Origin of the sequence: Legionella wadsworthii DSM 21896 = ATCC 33877 (assembly GCF_000701265.1) — a bacterium.
GTDB lineage: Bacteria > Pseudomonadota > Gammaproteobacteria > Legionellales > Legionellaceae > Legionella > Legionella wadsworthii.
Window position 1 is genome coordinate 120,308 of record NZ_KL370761.1, and the last position, 23,501, is coordinate 143,808.

A 23,501-nucleotide genomic window follows, 5' to 3' on the forward strand; every position below is an offset into this window, starting at 1 on the left:
AACATATGTCCAGCAAACCAGAGAGCATTTAAAAAGAATGATTCCTAAGATAGCTCGCTCATTTTTTGATATTAAAAACATTAATTTGTTTTTTGTTGCTTTTAAGATGCTTGTAAACAGCAAACGAAAGTTTATTGGCATGATCATCGGCGCTACTTTCTCTGCTTTTATTATCATGCAACAGCCAGCTATTTATCAGGGTGTGACTGATCGTATTGTGGCCCCAATTAGAGCGATTAACGGGGTTGATTTATGGATTATGGGCGATAGTTCTTATTCTTTTGCTGATCCGGTACATTTTAATTCTATTGATATCTATCGAATTCGTAGTATTCCCGGTGTACTTTGGGCAAAACAACTGTATCGAACCTGGTATACAATGATTCATCCTGAAACAAATAAAATGAACACTTGGGAAATAATTGGGGTTGATCCTGAAACTCTATTTGGATTACCTGAAACCATGGTTGCCGGTGCCCGCTCTTCGATTCATCGCGCCAATTCCATTATCATTGATGGATATGCCTTAAAACAGTTCGAAACGCCCGATAGAAAAACAATTCAACTCGGCGACAAAATGGTTGAAGGCCGAAATAAATGGGAAATAACGGGTATTGCCAAACCTCTGCGCACATACATGTATGAGCCTAAAGGCTATATGACCAGCAATCATATACCTGATGTAGTGCATAAACCTTCTTTTATATTGGTAAAAGTAAAACCTTCAGCCAATCTCTATCAAGTGGCCTATGAAATACGTAAAGCCACTGGGTTTCTTCCAGTCACGCCTTCCCAGTTTATTGATCGCGCAAATAAGTTTTTTAGAGAAAAAACCCCTATCGTGATTGCATTTATTGCGGTAGCAATAGTCGGTTTTATCATTGGCCTTGTGATGATGTGGCAAATTTTTACCAATTTTGTTTTAACCCATCTGCATCAATTCGGCATGTTGAAAATGCTCGGGGTTTCCAGTGTCTCATTAATTGCGATGGTTCTGTTTCAGGCTGCTATCACTGGGGGGTTGGGATATTTTCTGGGACTCATGCTCACAGCCCTTTTTGGAATAGTTTTTCACGATTCGACAGTTGCATTTCATTTGACTTGGCAAATCATTCTATTAGGCGCAATAGGATCAATCATAGTCGTTGTTTTTTCTTCCTATTTTGCTATCTTAAAGGTCTTGCGTTTGGATACCGTTGAATTATGCAGGGACTCAAATTAATGGACATAAGCGATGCCCCGGTTTTACATTGTTCTGGAATTACTAAAACTTATCAAACAGGTACGACCTCTCTGTCGGTTTTAGATAATTTTTCACTGGTTCTAAACTCGGGTGAAATAGGTATGTTGATGGGCGCATCTGGATGCGGGAAAACAACCTTGCTCATGATAGCAGGAGGCGTCCTTGCCCCGGATCAGGGAACTTGCACCGTTTGCGGAACCGACATTTATAATATGTCCGCGAAAAAAAAAGTTTCATTTCGTGCGACCTATATTAGTTTTCTTTTCCAACATCTTCATTTATTTCCAGCCTTGTCTGCTCTTGAAAATTTAGCATTGCCTTTGTTAATTGATGGGGTATTACCTGAAATAGCTTTTAAAAAGGCAAAACAACTGATGATTCGTTTAGGGCTCGAAATCCACATTCATTCCAAACTAGATACACTATCTGGAGGTCAGAAACAAAGAATTGCCATGGGGCGTGCATTAATTCGCGCACCGCGTTTAATTCTCTGTGATGAGCCAACCAGTAATTTAGACCGGGATAGTAGTGATTTGGTTTTTGCGCTAATACAAGAATATGCAAAAATGTACGGATGCACTTTTTTAATTTCAACCCATGATTATCGCATCACATCGCATGCCGATAAGATTCTTGAATTTAAAGGATTAAATGACTACCAAGTCACTTATCGAAAGGAAACAGTATGAATAGAAAAATCCTTATTATTAGTTTTACAACCATTGTCGTGGCTGGCTTTAGCTTTCCATTTTTGTGGCAACATAGAATGGCCATACATCAAATTCAATCGTCACAAATAATCGATTCCAAAGATGAAATTATTGCTCCTGCCATTATTGATGCTGGGAATGACATGACCCATGTATCCACAATTCAAAGTGGAATAATCAAAAATGTTAATGTTTCAGTAGGACAGATGATAAAAAAAGGCGAGGTTTTATTCTCTTTGGATGACACTGTAGGACAATATAATGTAACAGTAAGCCAAATCGCTCTAAAACAATCAGAGAATAACTATAATCTTCAGAAAATTAATTTAAAACATGCTGAAGCACAACTGAAACGCTTAAGGAGCATTGATAAACGTGCAATTAACCAAGCGGATTTGAGGGAGAAAGCCTATGAAATAAAAATGGGGGCCATTAAAATGGAGCAATTAAAGCAGGAATTGGAATCGGCTCAGGCGAACCTTAATAATGCAGAATTGGCACTCAAACAATTTATGGTCACAGCGCCTAAAGATGGGATCGTTCTGCAAATTAATGCTCATGTTGATGAATACATCGGCGCAGGAAGCCAGGTAGTGCTTCTTGGCGATGCTCAAAAAGTCCTCGTTCGAGTTTCCATAGAGGAACGGGATTCAAAGAAATTTTCCCCTGAGGCCTCGGTATATTTAGCGGGTGAGGATCTGAATATTCCTTTAACTTTTATCGAATTGGACCGCTACATTATCACAAATGAGCGTCTTAATGCGCGGGTACAAGAGGCTTTGTATTTTTTTAACCGAAGCGATTATCCTAACATTACAGCAGGCAGACAATTTGATGCCCATATTGCCGTTAAAAAAGCATGATTAGCCCATGAAATATACCTCGATTCTGACATTGATTGCTTTAGTTCTAAATGGATGTGCTATGGGTCCCAAATACGTGCCACCCACTGTTTCTGTACCTTCAACCTGGAATCATAAACTAACTTCACAACATGTAAAAAAAGATGAGGCTTGGTGGCGTAATTTTCAGGATCCATTATTAAATGAGCTCATTGAACAAAATGCAGTATATAATTTAGATTTAAAAATGGCACAAGCAAGGGTTAATATTGCAAGAGCCCAATATGCTGTTGCAGTCGCTCAATTAATTCCACATGCAGGACTTGGCGCTTCTCCTCCCACAGGCACAGGATTTGACATCAATCAGCTTATTGCCTTGACTGGAAATGTAGACCCAGATATTTTTGGAAAAAATCGGCAACTCAAACAAATGGCTAAAGCAAATGTACAAGCCGAACAAGCAGATCTTGAATTTGCTTTAATCAATCTCTACTCAGAAATTGCTTCATCTTATTTAGAATTACGTGAAGCACAAGCAAGAAATAATTTGTTGGCCCACAATATTTTAAGTAATAAAACAACACTGGATTTCATAAAATCCCGTTATAAAGCAGGTTATTCCAACCAATTGGATATGTCCCAACAAGATGGATTGATTGAAACGCAAGCTGCGGAGTTAGAGCAAAACAAAGCAGTCATTACTACCCTACTGCACAAAATTGAGCTATTAACCGGAAATAATCCCGGAGTCTTAGCCCCAAAATTACTACCGCCTAAACCCGTTCCCCAAATCACAAGAACGATTCATTTAGGCGTTCCAGCAGAACTTTTACGCAGGAGACCCGACATTAGAGCGGCAGAAAGACGAGTAGCGGCTGCACATGCAAATATTCGTGTCGCAATGTCTAATCTGTTGCCACAAATTACTATTGGTTGGTTATTAGGGTGGCAAACACAAACCATAGCGGGCAGTATTCTGACGGCACGTAATCTTTTCACGGTGCAAAATCCGGAATCCACCTTCTATGGAACTTTCACAGCACCTCTATTCAATGTAGGGTTATTTAATTCGATTGAATTACGAAAGCGTGAAAAAATTATTGCTGTTGTGCAATATCAAATTGCTGTTATGCGTGCACTACATGAGGTTGAAACTCAATTTGAATATTTACAAAATTATAAAAACAGCTTCCATCATCTAAAGCGGGCTGTTGAGCAAAAACACCTGGTCTTGAAGTTAGCTCGCGATGCTTATCACAAATCATCTACAGACTTCAGTACTGTTCTTCGGGCCGAGGAAGAGTTGAACCGCATTGAGTTTGCCTACTTGCAAAATAGAGTAAGAATTCAAATAACACAAATTAATCTTTATAAGGCTTTAGGTGGAAATATTATTGCTTCAGGATAATATTCCAAAGTCTAATTTTTTTGAGAAAATGAACTAAGGAATCTGTTTGTTGTATCAAAAAGGGATGAATTTATTTAGTTCATTTTATACGAATAAATCATGATCAGAAACCACGAATAATGTGAAACAAATGCAATCTCCATTACTAAAAATAGCATTAATCACTGATAATTATTATCCTCAAATAGGAGGCGTAGAGTATTGTGTTGATGCTTTAGGAAGATATTTAGCAGAACTTGGTCATCAGGTTCATATCATCACACGTAAAAGAAAACATTGCCCGAATGAAGAGCAAAGAGGCAAGTTACAGATTACACGCTTATCCTACACAGAAATGGGTGTTGCGCTTTCTGGCTTATCCAGACAGCATAATCATTTTTTTCAACAATTTGACATCATCCACGCCCACAGCCTGGGATCTATTTTGGCAGTACAAGCCATTTTACTGGCTAAAAAAATGAATAAAGCACATCTTTTAACGAGCCACTCATTATATAGGGATTTAGACAAACGTTTAATTAAAGGCTTTGCCATGCTGGTAAATCATGTCATCTGCGTCAGCAATGCCATCGTTGAAAATATGAAATCATTAAAGAAAAATGCAATGACATACTATATTCCCAATGGATTTGATACTGTTTCCCCTACTCCATCTCAGTCCATAGAAGTTTGTCCCTTAGTGGAGGGAGAAAAATCCGATGAACTCATCATCACCACAGTCTCTCGCTTATCCAGTAAGAAAAAAGTTGCTGATTTCATATTAATGGCTCATGAACTAATCAAAAAAAAGAAACATCTTAAATTTTTTATCGTAGGTGATGGTCCTCAAAATAAAAAACTTCAAAAAATGGCGAGTGTATTAGGCATTGACGAGTATCTCATTTTTACAGGAAATCTATCACGCAGTTCAGTATTTCAATTATTACAAAAAACAGACATCTTCGTTCTTACTTCACCTCATGAAGCATTTGGCATGGTGATACTGGAGGCGATTTATCATAAGGTTCCAGTTATCGCTTACGCCAATAATGGAATTTCGGATATTATTTCTTCGGGAGAAACCGGCTTCCTGGTTTCATCACTTCAGGAGATGATAGAACGAATAATCCAGCTTGTAGAAGACAAAGAAATTCGCATTCGAATGGGTACGAAAGCCCACCCCATCCTCAATAAATTTCAATGGGAGCATATTGCGAAACAGACTTTATCTGTTTACTATACTTTATTGTTTTCTATTCCTTTACATAAAAAATAGGTTCATGTAGGGGCCTTATGGAAATTACACTCAAAGGCACATTAAAAAGGAAGATTGAAGTTGATTTTAGGACTTGCCAATTATTATCATTTTTTAAGATGTCATTTTAAAAAAACACCCCAGAGAGGAAATAACTGTATTCAAAAAAATGTGATCATTTCTTTGACTACCACGCCGAAAAGAATTCATAAAATATGGCCTACTTTAAATTCCCTTGCGATGCAATCCCAACAACCTGAAAAAATTCTGTTGTGGATACCCAAACATTTTAAACGTTTCAGAAATGAATCCATCTCAAGACTTCCTCATTTCTTTCAAAATTATCCAAGTGTTCAGGTGGAATTTATAGATCATGATTATGGTCCGGCTTCGAAATTACTGCCTAGTTTAGAATTATTTGCGGGTCAAGATACGAAAATTATTATTGTTGATGACGATAGAATCTATCCAATTCATTTCATTCGTGATCTATTAAAATATGAGCAATTTGATCCCGGTGCAGCGTTGGGGATAGCAGGAACAGTCATGCATGGTGCCATGCGTTGTGAGTATACATCCACAAAGAAAATGGCCTTGGTGGATGTTCTTTTAGGATATAATGGTGTGCTGGTTAAACCAAAATTCTTTTCCAAAGAAATTTTTAATTACCCCACTCATTTACCTGAAGCATTCTTTGAAGATGATGTCTGGTTTAGTGGACACTTGCAAAAGAACAAGATACGACGTGTTCTCATTCCCTCATTGGCTGGATGGCAAAGTCTTATCCTTGGAAATAAGCGATCAATGGGCTTATGCATGCATGAAAATAAAGACAAGAGTAATTTTAATCGAGTCTTTGAATATTTATTTCAAAGGTAGTGCATCATGATTAAGAAAAGAATTCCCATTTTTTATTATCATTCTATCGGGGGAACTGGACCTGAAACCTTACCTTTGCAGCAATTTAAAGCACATTTGGATGCCTTGAAAGCACATTCCTTTACAACCATTACTCTGGCAGATTTATACAAAAAAAATTATGATCCCGCCAAAAAAAATGCGGTGCTCACCTTTGATGATGGTTTGTTGGACAATTATGAAAATGCATTGCCTTTGCTACACCAGTATGGTTTTGTCGCAACATTCTTCGTCGTGCCTGGATTTGATGAACTGACACGCTGGGTCAATCCACGAAACCGGAAATGGAGTAATACGCCGAAAAAAGGATATACGATTGCTTATAAAAGCATGCAAACCAAGCACCGAAAAGAATTGCTGAACTATGGGATGGAAATAGGCTCACATAGTTTTTCTCATCCCAAGCTACACCAAATTGATCCTAAAAGACTGAGTTATGAAATAACCGATTCTAAAAAATATTTGGAAGATGAACTGGGGAGAGACATTGAAACCTTCTGTTATCCTTATGGGGGATATGATGCCGCGGTGGTTGAAACCGTAAAATATTCCGGATATTTAGGTGCAACAACTACTTGGCCTGGTTATTATAATCCGGAAAAATCTTTATATAAAACCAACCGATTTTTGATAGAAAATCCGCTCTTTTTTTCTGAAGTGCTACAAGGTAATGCTTTGTCCACTTATGCTTACTTGAAATCAAAATTGTTCACTTACCAACGAAGGGAAAGAATAATAAAATAATATTAATTTCCTCGATATCATTGGCAGTTTTCATTGAAACGAAATTCATTATCATTTATTCTTTCTAGATCTACTTTGTAAACAAAAGCTACTATTGGATTAATTAAATATGGAGATTTCATGGCATTGGATGTCATACATTGCGAAAAATCCAAACATTTTCGTGATTTTTTAAATGTTCCTTTTTTATTACATAAAAATAACAAAAATTGGGTACCGCCTCTTAAAGTTATAACAAAACACATTTTACATAAAAAAAATCCATTTCATCAAAATGCGGATATGTCTTTGTGGATTGCTTATCGACACAATAAACCAGTGGGGAGAATCGCTTGTATTATTAATAAAACCCACAATCATTTTTATAACGAAAATGTAGCATTTTGGGGGTTTTTTGAATCTGAAAACAATCATGAAATAACAACAGCTCTGTTTAATACAATAGAGGAATGGTCTTTGAACCAGAAGATTAGCAAAATTCGAGGCCCCATGAATCCCTCCATTAACTACGAGTGTGGATTACAAATTTCTGCCTTTGATACAAAACCCTATTTTATGATGCCGCAAAATCCTGAATATTATATTTCGTTAATAGAAAACCAGGGTTACAACAAAATACAAGATCTTCAAGCTTGGAATATTAATGTTCAACAAGCCAAGATTGAACCTAGAAAAATTCAAACACTAAAAACACTCCAAAAAAAATATGACATTCATATAAGACTGGCGAATAAAAAGCATTTTGCCAAAGAGTTAGAATTAATCTCAAAAATCTATAATGATGCTTGGCAGGATAATTGGGGATATTTACCCTTAGATTTCAAAGAATTTGATTATTTAATATCCGATTTGAAATCCATTCTTGATCCTAATTTAATTTATATAGCAGAAATCGCTGGAGAGCCTTGTGGTTTTTCAGTGGGTGTCCCTGATATCAACCAATTATTATTAAATAATCGTAATGGTAAATTATTGTCGTTAAAGCTATTAAAATTAATTTGGCAAATCAAAGTGTCCAAGTCAATCAATCAATTCCGCATTCCTTTACTGGGTGTGTTGAAAAAATACAAACATCTCCCAATTGGTGCCATCTTATACTACGAATATTTTAAAAGAATAACACCCGAATCACAGTTTTTTGGGGCGGAATGCTCATGGATATTAGAAAGCAATCATGCGATGCAAGCAGGACTTAGATTAGTTAATGCCACTCATTATAAATCTTACCGAATTTATGAAAAGAATTTTTTAAAAATGGATAACAATTAATGCAAGACTTTATTTCAATCGTAGACACGATAAAAGATCACGCCACGCGATATCCTGACTCTATTGCAATTAAATTCTTAACCCAAAAAGGTTACGAAACACTGACATATAAAGAACTTGATACGAAAATACGGTCATTGGCTCAAATAATACAGGAATATGATTTTATTTCAGATGAACGAGCGGTGATTCTTTTGCCACCTTGTCTGGATTATATTGTGGCTTTTTTTGCATGCCTTTACACAGGGGTTATTGCTGTTCCTGTGTATCCTCCTAGAAAAAACCAGCATAAAGAGAGGGTTTTTTCAATTTTGGATGATTCGAAATCAAAGTTTATTATTACAAATCAATCCTTAGCGGGTGAATTCACGGATTATTCGATAATCAATATAGATACATTAAATGAAGACAAGGCACATCTATACCAACACTATTCTATAGAGCAAGATAAGGTAGCCTTTTTGCAGTATACCTCTGGCTCTACAAGCGTGCCAAAAGGAGTACTCATCAACCACCTCAACCTTATTTCTAATATCAAAGCAATAGTGAATGTATCTCCGTATGATGGTAGGGAAAGCCATAAAGTGTGCTCGTGGCTCCCACCCTATCATGATATGGGCTTGATAGGATGTATTTTAACTCCTTTATACAAAAAGGTAGAATTAATCTTAATGGCGCCCGCTTATTTTTTAAATTCTCCTGTTCGCTGGCTAGAGGTGGTGACACAAGAACGCATCACAATAACCTGTGTTCCCAATTTTGCTTTTGATTATTGTGTCAGCAAAATTACAGATGCTCGAATTAAGCATTTAGATTTAAGTACTCTAGAATGTATTTACAATGGATCTGAACCGATTCAATTTGAATCGATACAGCAATTTATTGATAAATTCTCTGCTGCAGGACTCTCCCAGCAAGCAATATACTCCTGTTATGGTCTTGCTGAAGCGACGCTCATGTTAACAGCAAAGCAAATTAAGGATTCAAACCATTCAGTAGAAGTGATTAAATCGGATTTTGAATCAGGAAAAATATCCATTTCACAAAAACCTTCTCATCACCATGCTTTAATCAGAATCGTAAATTGCGGTCGCTGCCCACCAGAACATTCAATACGCATCGTAGACCCTAACACACACGAAGAGTTACCAGAAACATCCATAGGAGAAATTTGGGCAAGCGGACCAAGTATTGCATCAGGATATTGGAATCAAAAAGAACTCACAGAAGCTACTTTTAAAAATACACTCCCAAACACCCCGGGAGTTACCTATTTAAGAACAGGAGATCTTGGTTTTATTAGCCAGGGAGACCTGTATATTACTGGTCGTATTAAAGACTTAATTATTATTCGAGGTAAAAACTATTACCCACAAGATATAGAGTTAATTGTTCTTCAAAACCATAAAGAGTTGGAAACTCAAGGTGCCGCGGCATTTAGTATCGAAGAAAATAACAAACAAGAGCTTGTCATTCTTTTAGAGTTAAAACGTAATTTTATGAGGCATGCGGATTATAACTTCCTCTTTACTAAAATCAATGCACTTTTATTATCTCAATTTGGTTTGATTACCTACGCCATTGTTTTAGTGAAGCCTTATACATTACCCAAGACATCCAGTGGGAAAATTCAACGCTCTCTAGCCCGCAGGGCTTACAGGGATAATACCTTGCAAAGTATTGCTTCCTGGCATAAAAACGCTCACCCAGAATCCAATACAATTTCTTCATTTGAGGAAATAAAAAAATGGATCACCGAATGGTTAATACGCCGTATCAATATGCCATTATCTGAGCACGATTATGACAAATCGATTACTTCTTTAGGCATCAATTCAATTGCGGCAGTTGAATTAGCCAATGAGTTGCAAGCTAAACTTGGCAAGCAATTTGAGTTACTGCCTTTGTTTGAACAATATAGTTTAAATCAGCTTGTTACTTTTTTAGCTGAAAATTTATCAAACGAAAAAATAGCTTGGGACAAATCTGCTGCGACAACCCTACAGTTAGCCGAAAAAGCGCGGATAGAAAAAAGTGAACCAATAAAACTGATTGCCCCCCCTGTCACATTTGGATTAAGAAGCTTGTCCCAAAATCCTAATCTGGACTTAGATCAGGAACTAATAAAAAATTTGAAAAGAGTTTTTTTTAATGTAAATGAAGGTATATCCAACAATACCACGGTCATCGATGGCACACCCTATATTAATTATTCAGGTTATAATTATTTAGGTTTATCGGGAAACGAAAAAGTTACAGAAGCAGTAATTGACTCTGTAAAAAAATGGGGTACATCAGTTTCCGCAAGTAGACTCGTTTCAGGGGAAAAATTGCTCCACGTTGAGTTAGAAAAAGCTATTGCTGATTTAATAGGCACAGAAGATAGTCTTGTATTCCCTTCAGGATATGCTACGAATATTACCGCAATTACTCATTTGTTTGGAAAAAATGATCTGATTATTCATGATAGTCTTGCACATAACAGTATTCTGCAAGCCGCCCTTTTTTCTGGAGCAGAACGCATTTCCTTCCCACATAATGATTATTTATTTCTGACTCAATTTCTCGAAAAATATAGGGATCAATATAGAAAGGTTTTATTAGTAACAGAGGGAATTTTCAGCATGGATGGTGATATTGCTGATGTTCCCAAACTCATCTCTCTAAAAAAACAATTTAATACTTTTTTGATGATCGATGAAGCACATTCAATCGGTGTATTAGGGAAAACAGGTAAAGGGATCAGGGAATATTATAACCTCGATGCTGAGGATGTTGACATTTGGATGGGAACACTCAGTAAAGCATTTGCCAGTTGTGGCGGTTACATAGCCGGGACTCACGAATTAATTGAAAATCTTAAGTATATGGCGGCAGGCTTTGTATATTCTGCGGGAATTTCTCCTGCGAATACCGCTGCTGCATTGGCTGCAATTCAGGTGATGAAAGAAGAACCTGAACGAATCAGTCAACTTCAAGACAGACATACTTTATTATTGTCATTACTCATGGAGCAAAACATACCAACTGGTCTTAGCAAAAATACACCAATTATTCCCATTGTAGTTGGAGAAGACTCTTTAGCGGTAAAACTTAGCCATTATTTAAAAGACAATCATATTTTAGCGTTACCTATCATATATCCAGCAGTCGAAAAAAACTTAGCGAGGGTCCGTTTGTTCGTGAATTGTCTCCATAGTGACGAACAAATCTATCAAACGGTAAACACATTAAGAAATTATCCCTTATTCAAAAACAAAGCCGTAAGAGATACTAAAACAAAGAGTTTATTGTCTCTAGAAGCGGCAGAGTACGTGTGAATTTAAAATGAATAAGATGAGTCAAACAAGGATTGCGGATGACTATATTTTAACCATAGATTACAAAATTAGTATTTTTCGTTTATAATGCAACCTTAACCTTGAAAAACAACATTGAGATATACTAAACCTCAAATGCGTTCTTTTTTTGACACCAAGACATTGATTACTCAGTTACAATTATCCGATAAGGATAATTTACTTATTTATATTTTCAACCAAGCGGATGAAAACAAAAAGTTTGAATTGATAAAAAATCAAAATGTCGAAACGATCGTTCGAATAGCCTATCACATAGAAAATATTGAAATATTTTGTGGCCGGGTAGAATTAAAAGAGCATTGGGAAAAAATATGGTGTGCCTATGGAGTAGCCTTATCACACCAAAAAAATTTACCTTTAATCCTATTTTTTTCACAACCTCAATTAAATCAGTTCGATCTGGTACGCGGTGCCTTTTTTTTCCATTTTTCCCAGGAAGCGAGGAAAAATATGAAAAAAGATTTTGGGTTCTCTGAAGTTGAATCGCTAAAAATCGCAATTCAATATCGTTCTGTACATGCAATTCAGCGTTATAACGAATACCTTTATCATAAGATAAAAAAAGCAAACCCTGAAGAATCACATCTTTTATTCCAAGAACTGGTTTCAAATAGTAAGCGGATGTTGCCACAGTATGGAAGTTATGGTTACATGGTTTTGGCCGAAGCGCATGGTCAAAACTGTATTCGGTTACTGAATAATCATGAGATTGAAAAAGCGGAGCAGGAGTATAAACTTGTTTTAGAAGCTTTGGATAATGCAACGCTGATATTAAATGAAAGCCAATACAGTATTCAAAATGCGAGTTTGGGATTTGGTTTAAAATACAGTAATAGTTGGGGATTTGAATCACCGTTACAAGCCAAGGAATTCATTATTAAGTATTATGAGCAAACTCTGGACTCAATGAGTTTCTCTGATTCAGCACATTCAATCAAAGTTTAAAATAAACCCAAATAGTCTATAATTTAATTTATTTGAATTATTTTTAACCTTTTGAAAGGGTGCTCAAACCATGCCTCAATCAATCTATATCAGTTATGCAATTAGCCCCAAAAAAGAACTTATCATTTCTTGTTATCATGATAAAACGCAATCGATGATTAATGGCGCAGCCCTAGGTAAAGCTGATGGATTAAAACCTAAGGATTTTATAAAATTAGATAAAACGCTTCGTGGTAAGGACAATGCTGATATAAAGGAAGGATTGCTCGAGTTATTGACCACTATTAAAAGTATTTCTGCAGATTACAATAAAGTTATCTATCGAGGCGACTTAAACCTGTGTACCAGTGATAAATCTCCCACCCCTTGCCTATTTGATGGAACAATTAATGACCTGTTTTCTGGGAAGGAGGTTCATTTAATTTTAGAATCCGGCAATAAAGAATATGTGGAGGAGGGAATAAGTCTTGCAGACAGAGCTGGTCTTACTGGTGCTATTTTGCAAACAAAATCAACGGTAAAGGATCAATTGGTTAAAGTTTATCCAGCATCAATCATTCCAAGCCCAGCACCCGAGGAATTAGCTCAGCCTGAAGTGGCAATTAAAGATACCCATAGTTTAGCAGAGGCCTTAAAAAAAGTCGGTATTTTTCCCCAAGCTGGTGCCGATTCTGCATCCACAGCTGCTGCCCCTGAAGTGCCTGATGAAGATGAAGGGACAAAATTAACGGGATAAAGATTTTTATCTATGAGGGCAATAAATAAGATGTAAACCCTTTACCTGCGTTAATGTCTTTAGTGTATATCCTTGATATAAGATTCAGCTCCGCTTTATTTCCCTATAACTCCCTTGCATTCGATAATGTTTATATTAATGGGTAATAAGACACTAGTGATATTGCGATAAAAAAGACAATGACGGCATATAAAAAACCAAAAATCATATCAATAATATAATGAAATCTTCCATAAATGGTACTTATAATCAATCCGACACCAAAAGGTAAAATAAAATAAAATAGAGACGCATTCAATTGCCAGGTTGTTAATAAAATAGCAGAAGATACACCGGTGTGTCCGCTTGGAAATGCGGTTCCTGGAGTAGAGCCATTGTGTAATACTTTATGAGTCAGACGGAAGAAAAAACCTCTACTGCGATTATCCTGGATTCTCTCATAGATGGTACGTGGCCCATAAGCAGGAATGATCGAGTGTGTTAAAAAGCATAAAAAAAGCAGCAGCAGTAGAACAAATTGACATTCGTAAAATGAAACAAATTCCTGCCTTAGGTAAAAAAACAGCGGCACACCATAAATAATTAAATAAAAACTTAGATAACATAGATGTAAAAACTCAGATAAAAATAAAGAATTCGCACGATTATTTTGATGAAAATTTATTATCCAGGGAAAATATTTCTTCTCTAGGTCAATGAGTTTTACGTCATAGGGAATTTGATTAAAAGCAAAGGTGAGTATTTCTGTTTCTCTATGGAAAATAGGCAAAAGCAGTAAGGGTGACCAATCATATAAAATCTTCAAAATATTTGAGTCAATCGGTTTAAAAAAAGGAATGGATTCCCAAAAAATAATAAGACTATTTATTGAGATATAGACATATCTTAATTTCTTTTTTGGTGAGTTCGATATGAGTAAAATAAAAGTAGAAATTATGAGATAAATAATAATAAGCAACGCGACCATTAACATAAATTTACCTATTTAAGTCCCTTTTTAAAGTTTTAATTTGCCATCATTCATGCCGAGTGTTGTTTAGTCGCATGATAAATTGTTAAAAAAATGGTTTGTATGATTGTGAGCGTTGATAAAAAAATTAAAAAGAGCAGTAAGATTCCAGCCCAATAAGAACTAAACAAAGAAATAATTAATATACCAATCATAAAGAAAAGCATTTCGCCCCGATTCATCACACGCCATATTAACGTTTCATTATCGTCTGAAACTGCACCGCGATGATTTGCATAGGCCACAATAAATGAAGGTAAAATCACTACAAATGAAGTAATGCAAATGAGCTGATCGAGATTTAAATAAAATGGCTTTATATCGCAAAAAAAATAAGAAAAAATAATTGCAAAATCGACAAATCGATCAATAGTTCCGTCCACAAATGCGCCTAGATTAGAAGCCATATTCCGAGCTCGCGCTACAGAGCCATCGATGACATCAAAAATACCTGCCAACAGAAAAAGGACTATGGCTGTAATGTACCAATGAGCATAAGAAAAAAATACAGCAATCGTTGCCAAGATTAACGAATTAATTGTATAAAAACCTGCTGGGAAAGGGCTATAATGAGCAAAAAATTTGCCAAGAAGCATTGAGGCCCTTTGCCACGTCCGTGATTTCTCTTTTATCATGATTAAATCCAGTTGAACATAAAAAACTCTGAGTAGATTTTTAAACAATAAAAGTTACAACATCCTTGATTGTTATTAGATAACGATAATATCAAACAATTATGAACTCGTCATCTTACTCACCTTTTAACATTTTCCTTGTGCTATTTTTGCGATGTAATAACATAAGAATTACAAATATGGGGCCATATCAACAACTCAACAGGTCATGTTTATCTTTTCAATAAAAGGAAGTTCATATGAAAAAAAATATTCTTATTACAGGCGCCAGCCGGGGTATTGGTGAACAAATAGCAATTCAATATGCTGCTTCAGACGTCAATTTAATTCTGGTTGCAAGAGATCCCCAAAAATTAGTTCATGTAACACAAAATTGTCAGAGAAAAGGTGCGAATGTTTTTTCTAAAAGCATCGATGTCCAAAATGCAAAAGAGCTTAAAGAATTTATATTGAATGTAGATAATGAAATGCCTATTGATCTTGTAATTGCGAATGCCGGGGTTTCTTCCACCTTACAATCCGATTGGAAACCAGAAAACGAAGAGGACATTAATCAAGTTTTTGCTATTAATTTACAGGGAACAATAAACACAGTGAACCCATTGATACCAGGGATGATAGAAAGAAAAAAAGGTCAAATTGCCATCATGAGCTCCATTGCTGGTTTAAGAGGACTGCCTCAGTCTCCCAGCTACTGTGCCAGTAAAGCAGCAACATACACCTATGGGCAATCCTTACGCGCTTGGCTTAGCCGTTACAAAATACAGGTGAATGTAATTTGCCCGGGTTATGTTAAAACGGATATGTCCGATCGACTTACTGGAATGAAACCTTTTCTCATGTCGCGGGAGAAAGCAGCAAAAAAAATCCATAAAGGACTACACAAAAACAAAGCAACGATAGCGTTTCCCTGGTCCTTGCACATGTTGATGAGGATGTCTCATTTTCTTCCCTCAAGATCTGTGAATGCCATTTTAAATTGCTTTGAGTCTCACATTAATTTAGAAGCAGGACGATAAAGTTCATGGAACGTTTTTTAAATTCTATCAAAAATAACTATATTCTAGAAAAACTTTCAAAAAAATATGTTGCCAACTATAAAAGAAAAAATTTAATTTCAAGCTTACAAGACCGTTTACAAAAATTTTTTTTAAAAAATGAAAAAATTGAATTTCCATTCGTCAATCATCCGGATATTTCTGTTATTTTAGTACTTTATAATCAGGCACAATTTACATTGGAATGCTTGCGTTTATTACAAAAACAACAAAATATAACCTTTGAAGTCATTGTCATCGATAATGCATCCACTGATTCAACGCCCCAGCTTCTTCATTATTGCCATAATGTGTTGGTGATTAAAAATGCCCATAATATAGGGTTTCTTCAAGCTGCAAATCAAGGAGCAATGGTCGCAAAAGGAAAAAGTTTATTATTTCTTAATAATGATATATGGCATTTAAATTCAGATGCCTTCTCTATCGCCTTAGAAACACTCCATAGTGGTAAAAAAATTGGAATTGTCGGAGGTAAAATCATTCTTCCAGATGGCCTTCTCCAAGAAGCAGGAGTATTCGTCACGCAAAATGGTATTCATCAATATGGGCGTGGTAAGAAACCCGATATTTTTGAAGTAAATTTTCAGCGGCATGTGGACTACTGCTCTGGATTATTCTTAATGACACCTAAAGATTTATTTCATGGTCTGGGTGGGTTTGATCTAATCTATTCTCCAGCCTACTGTGAAGACTGTGATTACGGTTTAAGGGTCAATCAAGCTGGATATAAGGTACTATATAATCCAAGGATTGTTGTAGGTCATATAGAAGGAGGAAGCTCAGTAAAGAAAGGTTATGCCCGTGCATTATATGAAAAAAATATTATTCTGCTTCGGAACAAACATAAAGAATGGCTACAAACCACAATCCATAAACCTGCTTTTTCAAGATTTACTTCAAAAAAAGTCATCATCTCAAGGTTCTACCAACGTAATTGCAAGCGTATATTATTCATTGGTAATTCTATTTCCCCTTCCCAACATACCTTGGATATGATGAAAAATGCTTGTGACCTGGAATTTGCAGTCACTTATTATTCTTTAAGTAAATTCGAACTTGCTTGGGATAAAATTTTTAGCTTATTTGATATTCGTATTGAAGTCTGCAAAGATTCAGGGATAGATGCACTAGATCGTTTTATCCGAAGTAGAAAAAATTACTACAGCCAAATTCTTGATGAAAATGGCAATCGGGAAAAATGGTCAAAATATTCTCAATTTCTTGAAATTTATATTTGATTATTGCAGGCAGGTATGAAATTAATTCTTAATGTCACTCGAATGCTGGGTACCCTACTCACAGGACATTATTCAGGGACTGGGGTGGATAGAGTCCTATTATCTTATATACACAACTATAAAAAACAGGCGCGTGCCTTTGTCCACTATCCTGGAATAGACTGCATTTATTCTCAAAAAATCTCCAGGGAACTATTTGATTACATCCTCCAGAGTACAGAGCATCTACAAACAATGCGGCAATCCCTCCGAATTAAAGGGATGCTTTTACAACGCAATCATCAGGATCTTGATAAAAGTATCTTTTTGCATATTGATCAGTTTCCCCACAAATTTAAATTGATTCATCAGTTAAACATACCTATGGTCTCTATGGTGCATGATCTTATTCCAATCCATTATGCTGAATATAGTGACAAAAAGAAAATAAACAGGCATATACAGTTCCTGAACCATTCCATTCATGGGTCAGGTATTATCACCAACTCACAAAATACTTTAGATGATTTGTCTGCCTATTGTTTGAACCTGCATAAAAGCAGGCCCCCAATGATTTCGGCTCCTCTTGCATCAGGTTTACCCCTTCACATAACACCAGGGCCAAGGTTAGTGCAGGAACCTTATTTTGTCATTATTTCAACTATAGAAGGAAGAAAAAATCACCTCACCCTTTTACATATTTGGCGACGCCTTATAGCGCAATTTTCGGGGCATACTCCTAAACTCGTCATTATAGGAAAAAGAGGATGGAAATGTGAACAGGTTTTAGATCTACTTGATCATTGTAAACAGTTAAAACCTTTCATCATTGAAGAATCAAGTTGCTCTGATCAGAAACTAGTCACATATTTACATCATGCACAAGCTTTGCTTTTCCCCTCTTTTTCTGAGGGTTATGGGTTACCTCTTGTTGAAGCCCTATCCTATGCCACACCAGTTATTGCCAGTAACATCCCTGTTTTTTATGAAATAGCAGGCAATATACCGGAATACATAGATCCATTAGATACGATAAAGTGGATGCAAACAATTGAAGAATATTGTCGAACAAATAGCTCAATGAGAGCGGCGCAAATGGAGCGTTTGAAATTTTTTAAAACTCCAACATGGACAGATCATTTTCATAAGGTAGACGGGTTTTTGCAAAACATTGTTGGGTCATAATTCGACGGGTTTTGCTTCGCTAGAATCATGAGGACACTAAGCTGCATGAACCTAGGTATGATCACAGCCCCGATAAATAGTATTTTTTATTGGCAAATGATATAATATGCCACCACCTCCCCTCCTCACTTAAATTTTTACAGGAGTGTAATCAATGTTTGGGAAAATATTTGACTTTTTTTCTGAATCATCCAAAAAAGAAAGCGAACCTGCTCGTGAATTCACCAGTCAAGAAGATGTGTTACGTCAGGTCACACCTGAGCCAGGAGAAAAAGGCATTTGCACTCAAATGGCTAATCTCTTTACAAAATATCAAATCGATGGATGTGATTCGGCGACCCCAGATTTTTTAAAAGGCACTCCGCAAGAAATTTATGATGCTGTATTAAAAGAGCGAAGACATGAGGAAGAGTTATTTAAAGCAGGTAAGGATGGATTACACAGTGCATTTGTTGACTCCAATTCAACTTTTTTTGTCAGTACCGATACTGTAAAAACATCCGATTTAACTGATGAGTCCATTACTCGACTCGTTGCCGACAGTCGGCCAAACCATATAGTGACATACCCTATTAAAGATGAGCCTTCGTCACAACACACTGTTGCTTTTGGAAAAACCCAAGATGGTCAATGCTACGAATTCAGTGCGAACTCTACTCCCAAAAAACATTCCTGCGATTCATTTAAGGCGTTGGTAAAAGAATTAAGAGAAATTGGCGATCCAGACAAGCCTGTCATTATTGCTACCCGATATAAATAACAAAATTTTGCGCAAATAATGACCAATCATTTAAAATGGAATGACGCAAAAAAAAAGATCTCCTGAAATGCTCCAGGAGATCTTAAGACTATAATTCTGGATGGATAATTTTTAATTCATCATGGCGTCAATTCGGGTCATGTAATCCATATCATCTTCACCTTTTTTTTGTGCAATAGTGGAATGTTGAACTTCATCGATACTTGGTGAAACCTCATCCCGCTCTAGATAAGCTGGGGATTGAGATTCACTGTTGCTGCTGGATCCAAAAAAGCTCCCGGAATATTCCGATACTATAACTGTTTCTTCTACAGTAACCGTCTCTTCTACTTCATTTTTTGACACAGATATTTCGACAGAGGTTTCTACCACAGTTACAGTGCCTTCGATGTCATCTTTTTTTACAGGCTCTTCATCGCTAATTTCAGATTGTTCAGAATCGCTGTCTGTATATACTATCGACCGTGCAACTTCCCGCATGTCTTTATAATAAGTACAAGTGGGATCAGCAGGTCCCTCGGTAGCCCACAAAGCTGCCATTGGAACTCCTTCGTCGAAAACATCTTTTGTCACAGAATCTTTAACCGCTGCAATTGTGTGTAAAATATTTCCACTGATATAACCCGAATCCAAAAAAGCTTTTTGCAGTTTTTTATGATGTTCAATATCACAATCTTTATGATCATTAGCAGGTGCCACTTCCTGTCCCTCCGCCTTTGCTTTCTCATCTAAAGCTGCATGGGCATAAACTTGTTCCAGAAAAATATCAATAGTATTTTGCGGCATCGGCTGGCCTGCTTTTTCTTGGAAGTTATTTTGTCCTTGCATGACACGCACTGAAGCAATAGCATGCGGGGATGATTTAATACGAGGATCCTCAGCAGCCTTAGCCAATTTGTCACAAAATTCCTGACGATTTCCCGACTTAAATTGATTATTCGGAGGAGGGCTAACCAATGGTTTCTCAGTTGCCGTAAAATAAACGCCCGCGGCTAGTCCACCAAAAAATTGAATCGCTTGTTCTTCAATAAATTTCTTTTGTTGTTCTTCAACTTCATCAAGATCGTATGGATTAAATTTCAAGCGATCCAGGCCATGTGGATCAGCCTTTTTGGAAGCCTCTGTTTCTAATGATTCTGTTTGTTCCGATTCTGTTTGTTCCGATTCTGTTTGTTCCGATTCTGTTTTTTCCGATTCTGTTTTTTTCGTTTCGGTTTTTTCCGTTTCGGTTTTTGGCTCATTGGCATGGGTTACTTGACCATTTGGCCAAAAATATTCTATTAATTTTGAAATCATAAATGCCCCTCAACATGGTTGGTAATGGCACAATTTTTTAATTCTATAAAACAACCAATTACCAACATGTATAATTATTTATTTTATAAATTATTTTTTAGTCACTGTGCGTAATCGTTATTCTATAAAAAATTATTTAAGAATTTATTAGCACTTTGCATAAAAATAATTTTGACCATATAAAAAATTTATGGGCTAGGAAGTTTCAAAATGATTTTGTTTTGTTCATTTCTAGGGGGTAATTAGGGAAGGCGGTGTCTTTTGAAATTAAACATTTTTATTGAATGCGTGGTAAGTATTGAGATTGAATGCTACCTGATGGCTTTTAATAAAAGCTTTCTGGATTGGGAGACATGAGAAATTTTGAACTGATTGGCTGGGAAGCATTACTTATTTTGGGTTTAAAAAAGATCTGATAATTCTATTTGCATCTTCAACTTGATTGGGTATAGTCTAACACATTTATAAAAATCAACAGGCTAATTATCCTCTCGTAAGATTTACGCATCCAAGTTGATGAGTTTCTTGCGCCCCGATAATTAGTTTTAACCACAGGAAGTAAGCTATGTATACTGGACCGAACTATCAACTCGGTGAAACTTATGACATGTTACGCGACAGTGTCCGCCAATTTGCTCGAGCTGAAATTGCGCCATTAGCTGCCCAAATTGACGAAAGCAATGCTTTTCCCAATCACTTATGGAAAAAACTAGGTAACTTGGGATTATTGGGAATTACTGTGAGTGAAGAATATGGTGGTGCCAATATGGGCTATCTTGCCCATGTCATCGCTATGGAGGAAATATCGCGTGCCTCAGCTTCTGTAGGCCTTAGCTATGGTGCTCACTCCAATTTGTGCGTCAACCAGATTTATTTAAATGGAACGCATTCGCAAAAGCAAAAATATCTGCCTAAACTTATTAGTGGAGAATATGTTGGGGCTCTGGCTATGAGTGAATCCAACTCAGGATCAGACGTAGTCAGCATGCAATTACATGCTCGTCCAGAAGGCAATAAATATATTCTCAATGGCACTAAAATGTGGATCACCAATGGACCCGATGCGGATGTCCTGGTAGTTTATGCCAAGACAGACAAACAGGCTGCCAGCAAGGGAATTACAGCCTTTTTGATTGAAAAAGGAATGCCAGGTTTTAAAACAGCCCAAAAACTTGACAAGCTTGGAATGCGTGGCTCGAATACCTGTGAATTGGTGTTTGATCACTGTGAGGTTTCGGCTGAGCAAGTGTTAGGCGAAGTGAATCAAGGTGTTAAAGTATTAATGAGTGGACTTGATTATGAGCGTACTATTCTAGCTGCAGGTCCTGTAGGGATAATGCAGGCCTGTATGGATGTTGTTTTACCTTACGTCCATGAAAGAAAACAGTTTGAACAGGCAATAGGTGAATTTCAATTCATTCAAGGTAAATTAGCTGATATGTACACTGATTTGAGTGCTTCCAGAGCCTATTTATATGCAATTGCCCGCGCTTGCGATCAAGGTTTAGTCAGTCGTAAAGATGCGGCAAGCGTCATTTTATATACGGCAGAACGAGCGACACAAATGGCTTTACAATCAATTCAAATTCTTGGTGGGAATGGTTATATTAATGAATATCCTACAGGACGTCTATTGCGTGATGCTAAATTATACGAAATAGGAGCTGGCACTTCTGAGATTAGAAGAATGCTTATTGGACGAGAACTTTTTAAAGAAACAGCATAAGGAAAAAGTGATTATGGAACAGAATGATATAGTGATCGTTGCAGCAAAAAGAACGCCCATGGGTGGCATGTTAGGTACTTTATCCAGTTTATCAGCTCCAGAATTAGGCGCTGTTGCGCATGCTGCCGCCCTTTCACAAGCAGGGATTAACCCTTCAGACATCGATGAGGTCATTAGCGGCTGTGTATTGCAAGCCGGAATTGGCCAGGCTCCAGCCCGGCAAGCTGCAATTAAAGCCAGTTTACCTAATGCTACGGGCGCTTTAACCATCAATAAAATGTGTGGTTCAGGTATGAAAGCAGTGATGTTGGCTTATGACTTAATTAAAGCTGGCTCTGCAAATGTTGTTCTGGCAAGTGGAATGGAGAGCATGAGTAATGCGCCCTATCTATTGAGTAAAGCGCGTTCTGGATACCGGTTAGGCCATGGTGAATTAAAAGACCATATGTTTCTTGACGGCCTGGAAGATGCTTATGATAAAGGTAAGTTAATGGGTGTATTTGCTGAAGCAACCGCAAATCACTTTCATTTCAGCAGAGAACAACAAGATGAATTTGCAACCCGTTCCATGAATCGAGCTCTAGAAGCTATAGAAAATGGTTCTTTTAAGGAAGAAATTGCGCCTGTTACGATAAGCTCCCGTAAAGGGGATACTACAGTAAGCATCGATGAAGGTCCTGATGCGGCAAAACTTTCAAAAATATCACAATTAAAACCCGCATTTAAAGCAGATGGAACCGTAACTGCTGCTAATTCAAGCTCCATTTCTGATGGTGCTGCAAGTCTCATTTTAATGAGTGCAGGACAAGCGGAAAAGCGTGGCATTCGGCCAATTGCCCGAATCGTTGCCCACGCCAGTCATTCACAAGCACCAGAATGGTTTACCACAGCACCCGTTGATGCAATTCGCAAAGTAATGAATAAAGCGTCCTGGAAACAAAATGATGTGGATCTTTATGAGATTAATGAAGCATTTGCTGTTGTGACCATGGCAGCTATGACAGAATTGGAATTAAACCCTGAGCAAGTGAATATTCATGGCGGCGCCTGTGCTTTGGGTCATCCTATTGGTGCATCGGGTGCGCGTATTTTAGTCACTTTAATCCATGCATTAAAGCATCAAGGAAAAAAACGTGGTATCGCTTCATTATGTATCGGCGGTGGTGAAGCAACTGCTATGGCAATTGAATTAATTTAAAAACAA

At 36.9% G+C, this 23,501-nt stretch carries 20 protein-coding genes; 17 read left to right on the forward strand and 3 right to left on the reverse strand.

Annotated elements, in window-relative coordinates:
• Nucleotides 1–37: 37 nt before the first annotated feature.
• The 11 genes from BU07_RS0114955 to BU07_RS0115005 all read left to right on the forward strand — a co-directional run bounded on the left by BU07_RS0114955 (nucleotide 38) and on the right by BU07_RS0115005 (nucleotide 13,411).
• Nucleotides 38–1,222, forward strand: a complete 1,185-nt coding sequence (locus BU07_RS0114955) for an ABC transporter permease (RefSeq protein ID WP_031567438.1) — start codon at nucleotides 38–40, stop codon at nucleotides 1,220–1,222.
• Nucleotides 1,222–1,932: an ABC transporter ATP-binding protein gene (locus BU07_RS0114960; protein ID WP_035899206.1), complete on the forward strand. Its 711-nt coding sequence runs from the start codon at nucleotides 1,222–1,224 to the stop codon at nucleotides 1,930–1,932. The genes BU07_RS0114955 and BU07_RS0114960 overlap by 1 nt, the downstream gene beginning before the upstream one ends.
• Nucleotides 1,929–2,816: an efflux RND transporter periplasmic adaptor subunit gene (locus tag BU07_RS0114965; RefSeq protein WP_031567442.1), complete on the forward strand. Its 888-nt coding sequence runs from the start codon at nucleotides 1,929–1,931 to the stop codon at nucleotides 2,814–2,816. The genes BU07_RS0114960 and BU07_RS0114965 overlap by 4 nt, the downstream gene beginning before the upstream one ends.
• A gap of 7 nt (nucleotides 2,817–2,823) precedes the next feature.
• A complete protein-coding gene (locus tag BU07_RS0114970; RefSeq protein WP_031567444.1) occupies nucleotides 2,824–4,203 on the forward strand; it encodes an efflux transporter outer membrane subunit in 1,380 nt (459 codons plus the stop codon).
• Nucleotides 4,204–4,333: 130 nt separating this feature from the next.
• Nucleotides 4,334–5,458, forward strand: a complete 1,125-nt coding sequence (locus BU07_RS0114975; protein WP_031567446.1) for a glycosyltransferase family 4 protein — start codon at nucleotides 4,334–4,336, stop codon at nucleotides 5,456–5,458.
• Nucleotides 5,459–5,518: 60 nt separating this feature from the next.
• A complete protein-coding gene (locus BU07_RS0114980) occupies nucleotides 5,519–6,316 on the forward strand; it encodes a hypothetical protein (protein ID WP_031567448.1) in 798 nt (265 codons plus the stop codon).
• A 6-nt stretch (nucleotides 6,317–6,322) separates the two neighbouring features.
• Nucleotides 6,323–7,099, forward strand: a complete 777-nt coding sequence (locus tag BU07_RS0114985; RefSeq protein ID WP_051635618.1) for a polysaccharide deacetylase family protein — start codon at nucleotides 6,323–6,325, stop codon at nucleotides 7,097–7,099.
• Nucleotides 7,100–7,219: 120 nt separating this feature from the next.
• Entirely contained in the window at nucleotides 7,220–8,368 is a 1,149-nt protein-coding gene (locus BU07_RS0114990) for a hypothetical protein (protein ID WP_051635619.1), read from the forward strand.
• A complete protein-coding gene (locus tag BU07_RS17080; protein WP_051635620.1) occupies nucleotides 8,368–11,688 on the forward strand; it encodes an aminotransferase class I/II-fold pyridoxal phosphate-dependent enzyme in 3,321 nt (1,106 codons plus the stop codon). Before BU07_RS0114990 ends, BU07_RS17080 begins: the two co-directional genes overlap by 1 nt.
• Before the next feature lie 114 nt (nucleotides 11,689–11,802).
• Nucleotides 11,803–12,675 (forward strand): DUF5630 domain-containing protein, encoded by an 873-nt coding sequence (locus tag BU07_RS0115000; RefSeq protein ID WP_242601900.1) that lies wholly within the window; start codon nucleotides 11,803–11,805, stop codon nucleotides 12,673–12,675.
• A 70-nt stretch (nucleotides 12,676–12,745) separates the two neighbouring features.
• The gene (locus BU07_RS0115005) at nucleotides 12,746–13,411 is read left to right on the forward strand and encodes a hypothetical protein (RefSeq protein ID WP_031567458.1); all 666 of its coding nucleotides are present in this window, start codon (nucleotides 12,746–12,748) and stop codon (nucleotides 13,409–13,411) included.
• 130 nt (nucleotides 13,412–13,541) lie between these two features.
• On the opposite strand, the gene BU07_RS0115010 is transcribed toward BU07_RS0115005, so the two are convergent.
• Entirely contained in the window at nucleotides 13,542–14,384 is an 843-nt protein-coding gene (locus BU07_RS0115010) for a phosphatase PAP2 family protein (RefSeq protein ID WP_031567460.1), read from the reverse strand.
• Between the two features lie 47 nt (nucleotides 14,385–14,431).
• A complete protein-coding gene (locus BU07_RS17085; protein ID WP_031567461.1) occupies nucleotides 14,432–15,055 on the reverse strand; it encodes a CDP-alcohol phosphatidyltransferase family protein in 624 nt (207 codons plus the stop codon).
• 239 nt (nucleotides 15,056–15,294) lie between these two features.
• Here BU07_RS17085 and BU07_RS0115020 point away from each other — a divergent pair, with 239 nt between their 5' ends.
• From BU07_RS0115020 to BU07_RS0115035, 4 genes are all read left to right on the forward strand, one after another.
• Nucleotides 15,295–16,074, forward strand: a complete 780-nt coding sequence (locus BU07_RS0115020; RefSeq protein ID WP_031567463.1) for an SDR family NAD(P)-dependent oxidoreductase — start codon at nucleotides 15,295–15,297, stop codon at nucleotides 16,072–16,074.
• A 5-nt stretch (nucleotides 16,075–16,079) separates the two neighbouring features.
• Nucleotides 16,080–17,351: a glycosyltransferase family 2 protein gene (locus tag BU07_RS17090; RefSeq protein ID WP_031567465.1), complete on the forward strand. Its 1,272-nt coding sequence runs from the start codon at nucleotides 16,080–16,082 to the stop codon at nucleotides 17,349–17,351.
• A 15-nt stretch (nucleotides 17,352–17,366) separates the two neighbouring features.
• Nucleotides 17,367–18,515, forward strand: coding sequence for a glycosyltransferase family 4 protein (locus tag BU07_RS0115030; RefSeq protein WP_031567468.1), 1,149 nt, complete (start codon nucleotides 17,367–17,369; stop codon nucleotides 18,513–18,515).
• 154 nt (nucleotides 18,516–18,669) lie between these two features.
• Nucleotides 18,670–19,275, forward strand: a complete 606-nt coding sequence (locus BU07_RS0115035; protein WP_031567470.1) for a hypothetical protein — start codon at nucleotides 18,670–18,672, stop codon at nucleotides 19,273–19,275.
• A 111-nt stretch (nucleotides 19,276–19,386) separates the two neighbouring features.
• On the opposite strand, the gene BU07_RS0115040 is transcribed toward BU07_RS0115035, so the two are convergent.
• Complete coding sequence (locus BU07_RS0115040; protein ID WP_031567473.1) at nucleotides 19,387–20,571, reverse strand: hypothetical protein; 1,185 nt, start codon at nucleotides 20,569–20,571, stop codon at nucleotides 19,387–19,389.
• 565 nt (nucleotides 20,572–21,136) lie between these two features.
• On the opposite strand from BU07_RS0115040, the gene BU07_RS0115045 reads away from it, so the two are divergent.
• Nucleotides 21,137–22,297 carry an isovaleryl-CoA dehydrogenase gene (locus tag BU07_RS0115045; RefSeq protein WP_031567475.1) on the forward strand — a complete coding sequence of 387 codons (1,161 nt, stop codon included), beginning with the start codon at nucleotides 21,137–21,139 and terminating at the stop codon, nucleotides 22,295–22,297.
• Nucleotides 22,298–22,310: 13 nt separating this feature from the next.
• Nucleotides 22,311–23,495, forward strand: coding sequence for an acetyl-CoA C-acyltransferase (locus tag BU07_RS0115050; RefSeq protein ID WP_031567477.1), 1,185 nt, complete (start codon nucleotides 22,311–22,313; stop codon nucleotides 23,493–23,495).
• Nucleotides 23,496–23,501 lie beyond the last annotated feature (6 nt).

Bases quoted from the DNA above. Each gene is read 5' to 3' on its own strand.
- BU07_RS0115045 (WP_031567475.1), top strand. From the start codon at position 21,137: ATGTATACTGGACCGAACTATCAACTCGGTGAAACTTATGACATGTTA.
- BU07_RS0114960 (WP_035899206.1), top strand. From the start codon at position 1,222: ATGGACATAAGCGATGCCCCGGTTTTACATTGTTCTGGAATTACTAAA.
- BU07_RS0114975 (WP_031567446.1), top strand. From the start codon at position 4,334: ATGCAATCTCCATTACTAAAAATAGCATTAATCACTGATAATTATTAT.
- BU07_RS0114955 (WP_031567438.1), top strand. From the start codon at position 38: ATGATTCCTAAGATAGCTCGCTCATTTTTTGATATTAAAAACATTAAT.
- BU07_RS0115035 (WP_031567470.1), top strand. From the start codon at position 18,670: ATGTTTGGGAAAATATTTGACTTTTTTTCTGAATCATCCAAAAAAGAA.
- BU07_RS0114965 (WP_031567442.1), top strand. From the start codon at position 1,929: ATGAATAGAAAAATCCTTATTATTAGTTTTACAACCATTGTCGTGGCT.
- BU07_RS0115005 (WP_031567458.1), top strand. From the start codon at position 12,746: ATGCCTCAATCAATCTATATCAGTTATGCAATTAGCCCCAAAAAAGAA.
- BU07_RS0115030 (WP_031567468.1), top strand. From the start codon at position 17,367: ATGAAATTAATTCTTAATGTCACTCGAATGCTGGGTACCCTACTCACA.
- BU07_RS0114990 (WP_051635619.1), top strand. From the start codon at position 7,220: ATGGCATTGGATGTCATACATTGCGAAAAATCCAAACATTTTCGTGAT.
- BU07_RS0114970 (WP_031567444.1), top strand. From the start codon at position 2,824: ATGAAATATACCTCGATTCTGACATTGATTGCTTTAGTTCTAAATGGA.
- BU07_RS0115040 (WP_031567473.1), bottom strand. From the start codon at position 20,571: ATGATTTCAAAATTAATAGAATATTTTTGGCCAAATGGTCAAGTAACC.
- BU07_RS0115050 (WP_031567477.1), top strand. From the start codon at position 22,311: ATGGAACAGAATGATATAGTGATCGTTGCAGCAAAAAGAACGCCCATG.
- BU07_RS0114985 (WP_051635618.1), top strand. From the start codon at position 6,323: ATGATTAAGAAAAGAATTCCCATTTTTTATTATCATTCTATCGGGGGA.
- BU07_RS17090 (WP_031567465.1), top strand. From the start codon at position 16,080: ATGGAACGTTTTTTAAATTCTATCAAAAATAACTATATTCTAGAAAAA.
- BU07_RS0115010 (WP_031567460.1), bottom strand. From the start codon at position 14,384: ATGTTAATGGTCGCGTTGCTTATTATTATTTATCTCATAATTTCTACT.
- BU07_RS0115020 (WP_031567463.1), top strand. From the start codon at position 15,295: ATGAAAAAAAATATTCTTATTACAGGCGCCAGCCGGGGTATTGGTGAA.
- BU07_RS17085 (WP_031567461.1), bottom strand. From the start codon at position 15,055: ATGATAAAAGAGAAATCACGGACGTGGCAAAGGGCCTCAATGCTTCTT.
- BU07_RS17080 (WP_051635620.1), top strand. From the start codon at position 8,368: ATGCAAGACTTTATTTCAATCGTAGACACGATAAAAGATCACGCCACG.